Source organism: Streptomyces sp. NPDC058459 (assembly GCF_042721685.1).
Classification (GTDB): domain Bacteria; phylum Actinomycetota; class Actinomycetes; order Streptomycetales; family Streptomycetaceae; genus Streptomyces.
In genome coordinates this window covers 21,250-27,639 of the sequence record NZ_JBHXLV010000074.1, presented here as the reverse complement: position 1 = coordinate 27,639, position 6,390 = coordinate 21,250, and the positions used below count along the sequence as shown (strand labels likewise).

8 protein-coding genes are annotated in these 6,390 nt (G+C 70.3%); 3 read left to right on the top strand and 5 right to left on the bottom strand.

Translation table 11 applies throughout. From position 1 onward, the window contains the following. Positions 1-13: 13 nt before the first annotated feature. The gene (locus ACFWN1_RS16335) at positions 14-253 is read right to left on the bottom strand and encodes a hypothetical protein (RefSeq protein ID WP_384362279.1); all 240 of its coding nucleotides are present in this window, start codon (positions 251-253) and stop codon (positions 14-16) included. Next, positions 246-1,127, bottom strand: a complete 882-nt coding sequence (gene mca / locus ACFWN1_RS16330) for a mycothiol conjugate amidase Mca (RefSeq protein WP_384362276.1) — start codon at positions 1,125-1,127, stop codon at positions 246-248. Before mca ends, ACFWN1_RS16335 begins: the two co-directional genes overlap by 8 nt. Positions 1,128-1,284: 157 nt before the next feature. Here mca and ACFWN1_RS16325 point away from each other — a divergent pair, with 157 nt between their 5' ends. Together ACFWN1_RS16325 and greA are read left to right on the top strand one after the other, a co-directional pair. Continuing rightward, a complete protein-coding gene (locus ACFWN1_RS16325; protein WP_384362273.1) occupies positions 1,285-1,686 on the top strand; it encodes a DUF4307 domain-containing protein in 402 nt (133 codons plus the stop codon). Positions 1,687-1,856: 170 nt separating this feature from the next. Then, positions 1,857-2,357, top strand: a complete 501-nt coding sequence (greA, locus tag ACFWN1_RS16320; RefSeq protein WP_384362270.1) for a transcription elongation factor GreA — start codon at positions 1,857-1,859, stop codon at positions 2,355-2,357. 85 nt (positions 2,358-2,442) lie between these two features. On the opposite strand, the gene ACFWN1_RS16315 is transcribed toward greA, so the two are convergent. The 3 genes from ACFWN1_RS16315 to ilvA form a co-directional block, all read right to left on the bottom strand. Further along, complete coding sequence (locus ACFWN1_RS16315) at positions 2,443-3,300, bottom strand: ABC transporter permease (RefSeq protein ID WP_384362267.1); 858 nt, start codon at positions 3,298-3,300, stop codon at positions 2,443-2,445. Next, positions 3,297-4,316 (bottom strand): ATP-binding cassette domain-containing protein, encoded by a 1,020-nt coding sequence (locus ACFWN1_RS16310; RefSeq protein ID WP_384362264.1) that lies wholly within the window; start codon positions 4,314-4,316, stop codon positions 3,297-3,299. The genes ACFWN1_RS16315 and ACFWN1_RS16310 overlap by 4 nt, the downstream gene beginning before the upstream one ends. A 187-nt stretch (positions 4,317-4,503) precedes the next feature. Beyond that, on the bottom strand, positions 4,504-5,733 hold the full coding sequence (gene ilvA / locus ACFWN1_RS16305) for a threonine ammonia-lyase (RefSeq protein WP_384362261.1): 1,230 nt from the start codon (positions 5,731-5,733) through the stop codon (positions 4,504-4,506). Between the two features lie 160 nt (positions 5,734-5,893). Here ilvA and ACFWN1_RS16300 point away from each other — a divergent pair, with 160 nt between their 5' ends. Continuing rightward, complete coding sequence (locus ACFWN1_RS16300) at positions 5,894-6,388, top strand: MarR family winged helix-turn-helix transcriptional regulator (protein ID WP_384362285.1); 495 nt, start codon at positions 5,894-5,896, stop codon at positions 6,386-6,388. The last annotated feature ends 2 nt before the right edge of the window (positions 6,389-6,390 follow it).

The following is a 6,390-nucleotide window of genomic DNA, read 5'->3' as shown; positions in this document are numbered from 1 at the left end:
GCTCACGGCGGGGTCAGCCCTGCCGGGAGTCGGCCTTCGGGCCGGGGGTCTCGCCCTTGGCGGGCGCCTCCTTGAAGTCGACCTTGCCCATGTGCTTGCTCATGGACTTCATCAGCCCCCACACGGCCAGGGCCATCACCGCGAACACGATGAAACCGAGGACGCCGGGGGTGACCTTGTTCTCGTCGATCTCCTTGGCGAGGGGGACGAGATGCGTCACTGCGAGGCTCACGCTTGCGCTCATGTCAGGCATTGTCCCGGATGCCCGCGAAGAGGTCGTCCTCGGGGAGGGAGGTGTCCACGAGGGACTTCGCCAGCTCGTACTCCTCGGTGGGCCAGACCTCCTTCTGGAGCTGCATCGGAACCTTGAACCAGCCGCCGTCGGGGTCGATCTGGGTGGCGTGCGCGATCAGCGCCTTGTCCCGGATCTCGAAGAAGTCCGCGCACGGGACATGCGTGGTCAGGGTGCGCTCGACCCGCTCGAACTCGTTCCAGCGCTTGAGCCAGTCCCCGTACGGCGACTCCAGCCCGTGGTCCAGCATCGCGTTGTGCAGGGCCTCGGTGCGGGGGCGGTTGAAGCCCTGGTTGTAGTAGAGCTTGTCCGGCTGGAAGGCCGGGCCGAACTCGGCCTCGGGGTACTTCCCGGTGTCCGCCGCGCCCTCGAACGCCACCATCGAGATCTTGTGGGTCATGATGTGGTCGGGGTGCGGGTAGCCGCCGTTCTCGTCGTAGGTGGTGATCACCTGCGGGCGGAACGCACGGATCTTGCGGACCAGCTCGCCGGCCGCCCTGTCGACGTCCTCCAGGGCGAAGCAGCCCTCCGGCAGCGGGGGCAGCGGGTCGCCCTCGGGCAGGCCGGAGTCGACGAAGCCGAGCCACTCCTGCTGGACGCCGAGGATCTCGCGGGCCTCGTCCATCTCCTTCTTGCGCACCTCGTGGATGTGCTCCTCGATGTACGCGTCGCCCTGGAGCTTGGGGTTGAGGATGGACCCGCGCTCTCCACCGGTGCAGGTCACCACCAGCACGTCCACCCCGTCGGACACGTACTTCGCCATGGTGGCCGCGCCCTTGCTCGACTCGTCGTCGGGGTGGGCGTGCACGGCCATCAGTCGCAGCTGGTCAGTCAAGACTTGTTCCTTGTTGGTCGGCGCCCCGCGGTCGGTGGGGCAGTCAACGGGTGCCGTGCCGGGAGCACGTCGTCCATGGGGCGGCGGTCGGAGGGCGGGCGGCAGGCTTCTATAGTGACCGAATCGGGGGAGGAATAATTCCGCGGAGAGGACGATCATGGGTACGGCGAGCACGCGGCTGCCCGAGGGCCGTTACGGCCGCTCCCCGGACGGGCGTGCCGACGACCACCGGCTCAAGGTCCTCGGCGCGGTACTGGGCGCGGCCCTGCTCGCGCTGATCGGCTACTTCGCCTACCACTACGTCGGCAAGAACGAGATCAGCGCCCAGGTCATCGCCTTCCAGGCCACGGACGACTCGGTGCGCGTGCACCTGGAGGTCCACCGGGACGCGGACGTCGACGGCTACTGCACCCTGCGCTCCCAGTCGGCCGACGGGGCCGAGGTCGGCCGGGCCGACTTCCGCTTCACCGGGCCGGACACCCGGGTGGACAAGGTCGTCACGATCCGTACGACGGCCAAGGGAAGCACCGCCGAACTGCTGGGCTGCCACGCGGGCTGAGGCGTCACCCGGAATGTGTACGGCGTGAGCTGCGCCGATGCGATTCTGATGGCTTATGTCCTCCCCCTTTCGCCCCTGAATTGTTAGGCTCGTGGTTTCGCCCATCCAACAGAGAACATGCTTCTGGGTAGGGCGATGCTTTGTATTCCTGTACCGACGAGGAGCACCCTGTGACCCAGACCAGCGAGAACGTCACCTGGCTGACCCAGGAGGCGTACAACAAGCTCAAGGACGAGCTTGAGTACCTTACTGGTCCTGCGCGCACCGAGATCGCGGCCAAGATCGCGGCTGCGCGCGAGGAGGGCGACCTGCGCGAGAACGGCGGGTACCACGCGGCCAAGGAGGAGCAGGGCAAGCAAGAGCTGCGCGTGCGCCAGCTGACCCAGCTCCTGGAGAACGCCAAGGTGGGCGAGGCCCCGGTTTCCACCGACGGCGCCGTCGCTCCGGGCATGGTCGTCACGATCGCCTTCGACGGTGACGAGGACGACACGATGACCTTCCTGCTCGCCTCCCGTGAGTACGCCAGCTCCGATGTCGAGACCTACTCCCCGCAGTCCCCGCTCGGCTCGGGTGTGCTCGGCCACAAGGTCGGCGAGGACGCGGAGTACGAGCTGCCGAACGGCAAGCGGGCCTCGGTGACGATCCTGAAGGCCGAGCCGTACTCGGGCTGACCCGGCGCGTTGCTCCGACCGGCCCCCGGTGCCCGTCAGGCACCGGGGGCTTCGTCGTGCCCGGCGGACCCGCCGCCGGTTCCCCTCAGGCGGCGGCCGAGCGGTACTTGCGGACCGCAAGGGTGCGGAAGACCACGATGATCAGTATGGAGTAGATCAGCGAGGCCCACATCGGGTGCTGCATGGGCCACGCGGTCGACGTGGACCGACCGGGGTTGGCGAACAGCACGCGGGCCGCCTCGACGGTGGCGCTGAACGGGTTCCAGTCCGCGAGGTGCCGCAGCCACGGGGTCATGTTGCTGGTGTCCACGAACGCGTTGGACAGGAAGGTGACCGGGAAGAGCCAGACCAGGCCGCCGGAGGTGGCCGCCTCGGGGGTGCGCACGGAGAGTCCGATGAGGGCGCCGATCCAGGTGAACGCGTACCCGAGCAGGAGCAGCAGGCCGAAGGCGGCGAGCACCTTCAGGGCGTTCGTGTCGCCGTCGGACCCCACCCGCCAGCCGACCAGCAGGGCGACGGCGGCCAGCACCAGCAGGGTGAGCGCGGTCTGCACCAGGTCGGCCAGGGTGCGGCCGGTCAGCACCGCGCCGCGCGCCATGGGCAGCGAGCGGAAGCGGTCCACCAGGCCCTTGTGCATGTCGTCGGCGATGCCCGCGCCGGCGCCCGCGGTGGCGAAGGTGACGGTCTGCGCGAAGATCCCGGCCATCAGGAAGTTGGTGTAGGCGGTGGCGCTGGTGCTGCCGCCGATCTTCATCGAGCCGCCGAAGACATAGGTGAACAGCACGACGAACATGATCGGCTGGATGAGACCGAAGATGACGACCTCGGGAATCCGGACCATGCGGATCAGGTTCCGCTGGGCCACGATCAGCGAGTCGCGGACGGCTCTGCTGAAGGGGTTGGCGGGCGCCACGGCCCGCGCGGTGTCGCTGACGGCACTCACTTGACGGCCCCCTGGGTCTCGGTGGTGTTCTCTGCGTTCTCGGTGTTCTCGGTGTTCTCGGCGGCGTCCGGGGCGGCCTCGGCGGTGTGTCCGGTCAGGGAGAGGAACACGTCGTCGAGGGTGGGGCGGCGCAGCGCGATGTCGTCCATCTCGATGCCCCGGGTGTCCAGCTCCCGGATGACCTCGGCGAGCAGCTTGGCGCCGCCGGTGACGGGGACGGTGAGCTTGCGGGTGTGCTCCTCGATCGTGGTCTCGCCCTTGCCCAGGGCGCGCAGCACCCCGGCGGTGTCCGCGATCCGGTCCCGCTCGTGCACCACGACCTCGACGCGCTCGCCGCCGGTGCGGGCCTTGAGCTGGTCGGAGGTGCCCTGGGCGATGACCCGGCCCTGGTCGACCACGGCGATGTCATGGGCGAGGTGGTCGGCCTCCTCCAGGTACTGCGTGGTGAGCAGCAGGGTGGTGCCGCCGGAGACGAGCTGCTGGATGACCTCCCAGAGCTGCTGGCGGTTGCGGGGGTCGAGGCCGGTGGTCGGCTCGTCCATGAACATCACGGGCGGCGAGACCACGAGCGCGGCCGCGAGGTCGAGCCTGCGGCGCATGCCGCCGGAGTAGGTCTTGGCCGGGCGGTCGGCGGCGTCGGCGAGATGGAACTGCTCCAGCAGCTCGGCCGCGCGCTCCTTCGCCGCGCTGCCCCGCATCTGGTAGAGCCGGCCGACCATCTGGAGGTTCTCCCGGCCGGTCAGATACTCGTCGACCGCCGCGAACTGGCCGGACAGGCCGATGGAGCGGCGGACGGTGTCGGGGTTCTTCAGCACGTCCACGCCCGCGACGACCGCTCTGCCGCTGTCGGGACGCAGCAGGGTGGTCAGACAGCGGACGGTGGTGGTCTTGCCCGCGCCGTTCGGTCCGAGCAGCCCCAGGACCGTCCCCTCTGGCACATCGAGATCGACGCCGTCCAGTGCCCTTACGTCTCCGAAGGTCTTCACCAGACCCTCGGCATAGATGGCGCCCGGCATGGTGTCTCCACATGGTCGGTGGTGCACGGCAGCTGACTGGCACGCGGACCCGGCACCCCCGGCGAGCGAGTGGCTCCGGCCCCCACACCGCACACCGTAACGCGATGTATCGCGTCTCTCAACGGGTTCTCGGATTCCTTCCCCGAACGGGTGACACGTCGGCCGGCGCGGGCCCGCCCGGTAGGGCTCAGTCGATGATCACGTACCCCGACTCCCGCAGGGCGTCGGTGACTTCGGCGCGGTGGGTGGGGCCCTGGGTCTCCAGGTGGAGTTCCACCTCCGCCTCGCTCAGGCCGAGGCGGGGGTCGGTGCGGATGTGGCTGACGTCGAGGACGTTGGCGTCGGCAGCCGACAGCACGGCGAGCAGGGTGGCGAGCGCGCCGGGGCGGTCGGTCAGCCGCAGCCGGACCGCCAGGTAGCGGCCCTGCGCGGCCATGCCGTGCCGCAGCACCCGCTGGAGCAGCACCGGGTCCACATTGCCGCCGGACAGCACCGCGACGACCGGGCCGGGGAAGCCGCCGGGGTCGGCCAGCAGCGCCGCGACGGGACTCGCGCCCGCCGGTTCCACGACCAGCTTGGCCCGCTCCAGGCACAGCAGCAGCGCGGCCGAGAGCTGGTCCTCGCTGACCGTGCGCACCTCGTCCACCAGCTCGGCCACGATCCCGAACGGCACCACGCCGGGCGTGCCGACCTTGATCCCGTCGGCCATGGTCGCCGGGCTCCCCACCGTCACCGGATACCCGGCGGCCAGCGAGGGCGGGTAGGCGGCGGCACCCTCGGCCTGCACACCGATGATCCGCACGTCCGGGCGGACCGACTTCACCGCCACCGCGATCCCGGCCGCCAAGCCGCCGCCGCCCATGCCGACGACGATCGTGCCCACCTCTGGGCACTGCTCCAGGATCTCCAGGCCGACCGTGCCCTGGCCCGCGATGATGTCGGGGTGGTCGAAGGGGTGGATGAACACCGCGCCCGTCTCGGCCGCGTAGTCCTGCGCCGCCCAGAGGGCCTCGTCCACGACCTGGCCGTGCAGGCGCACCTCGGCGCCGTACTCCCGGGTGGCGCTGACCTTGGGCAGCGGGGCGCCCTGCGGCATGAAGACGGTGGAGCGCACGCCCAGCAGGGAGGAGGCCAGCGCGACGCCCTGCGCGTGGTTCCCGGCGCTCGCGGCGACCACCCCCGCGGCCCGTTCCTCGGGGAGCAGCCCGGCGATGCGGACGTAGGCGCCGCGGAGCTTGAACGAGCCCGTCCGCTGCAGGTTCTCGCACTTCAGGTGGACCGGTGAGCCCACCAGCCGGGAGAGCTGCCTGCTGCTCTCCAGGGCGGTCGTGCGGGCCACGCCCGAGAGCATCTTCTGCGCCCCGCGCACGTCGTCGAGGGTCACGGAGCGCAAGGGGTGGGCCGTGCGGTAGCTCATGCCCCAAGTCTCGCAGTTCACCAACGCACCCGGCGCCGAGCCGGACGACCGGACCGGTTTCCCCGGCGCCCGTACGGGCCGCCGCCATGCCGCGTACCCTGTCCCCCAACCCAGCACCCCTTCATGAAGTGAGCCTCCGGCCATGCCCACAACACCTGATATGTCGATGGACATGACAACCGTCGGTGCCAGCGGTCTGCTCGACACCCTCCAGCACGAGGTGGCGGTGTTCGCGCGCCGCGCCGAACAGACGCGGCTCGGCGGGGTCGGGCAGGTGCGCAACTCCATGGACCGCGCCGCCTACCTCCTGCTCAACCGTCTCGACAACGAGGGCCCCATGGGCGTCAAGGCGCTCGCCGAGAGCATGGGGATCGACTCCTCCACGGTGACCCGGCAAGTGGCCCCGCTGGTGGACGCGGGCCTGGTCAAGCGCACCTCGCACCCCGAGGACGGCCGCGCGGTGGTGCTCCAGCTGTCCCCGCGCGGCAGCACCCGGCTGGCCGAGGTCCGGGCCTCCCGGCGCCAGTTGATGGCCGAGCTGACCGAGGAGTGGACACCGGCCGAGCGGGAGAGCTTCTGCGATCTCCTCACCCGTTTCAACACCGCGCTCTCCACCCGCATGGCCGTCCAGCCGCAGCCGCCCGCCGCATCATAGGA

Excerpts from the sequence above, each read along its gene's own strand:
- ACFWN1_RS16335 (WP_384362279.1), bottom strand. The coding sequence starts at position 253 with ATGCCTGACATGAGCGCAAGCGTGAGCCTCGCAGTGACGCATCTCGTC.
- ACFWN1_RS16325 (WP_384362273.1), top strand. The coding sequence starts at position 1,285 with ATGGGTACGGCGAGCACGCGGCTGCCCGAGGGCCGTTACGGCCGCTCC.
- ACFWN1_RS16310 (WP_384362264.1), bottom strand. The coding sequence starts at position 4,316 with ATGCCGGGCGCCATCTATGCCGAGGGTCTGGTGAAGACCTTCGGAGAC.
- ilvA (WP_384362261.1), bottom strand. The coding sequence starts at position 5,733 with ATGAGCTACCGCACGGCCCACCCCTTGCGCTCCGTGACCCTCGACGAC.
- ACFWN1_RS16300 (WP_384362285.1), top strand. The coding sequence starts at position 5,894 with ATGTCGATGGACATGACAACCGTCGGTGCCAGCGGTCTGCTCGACACC.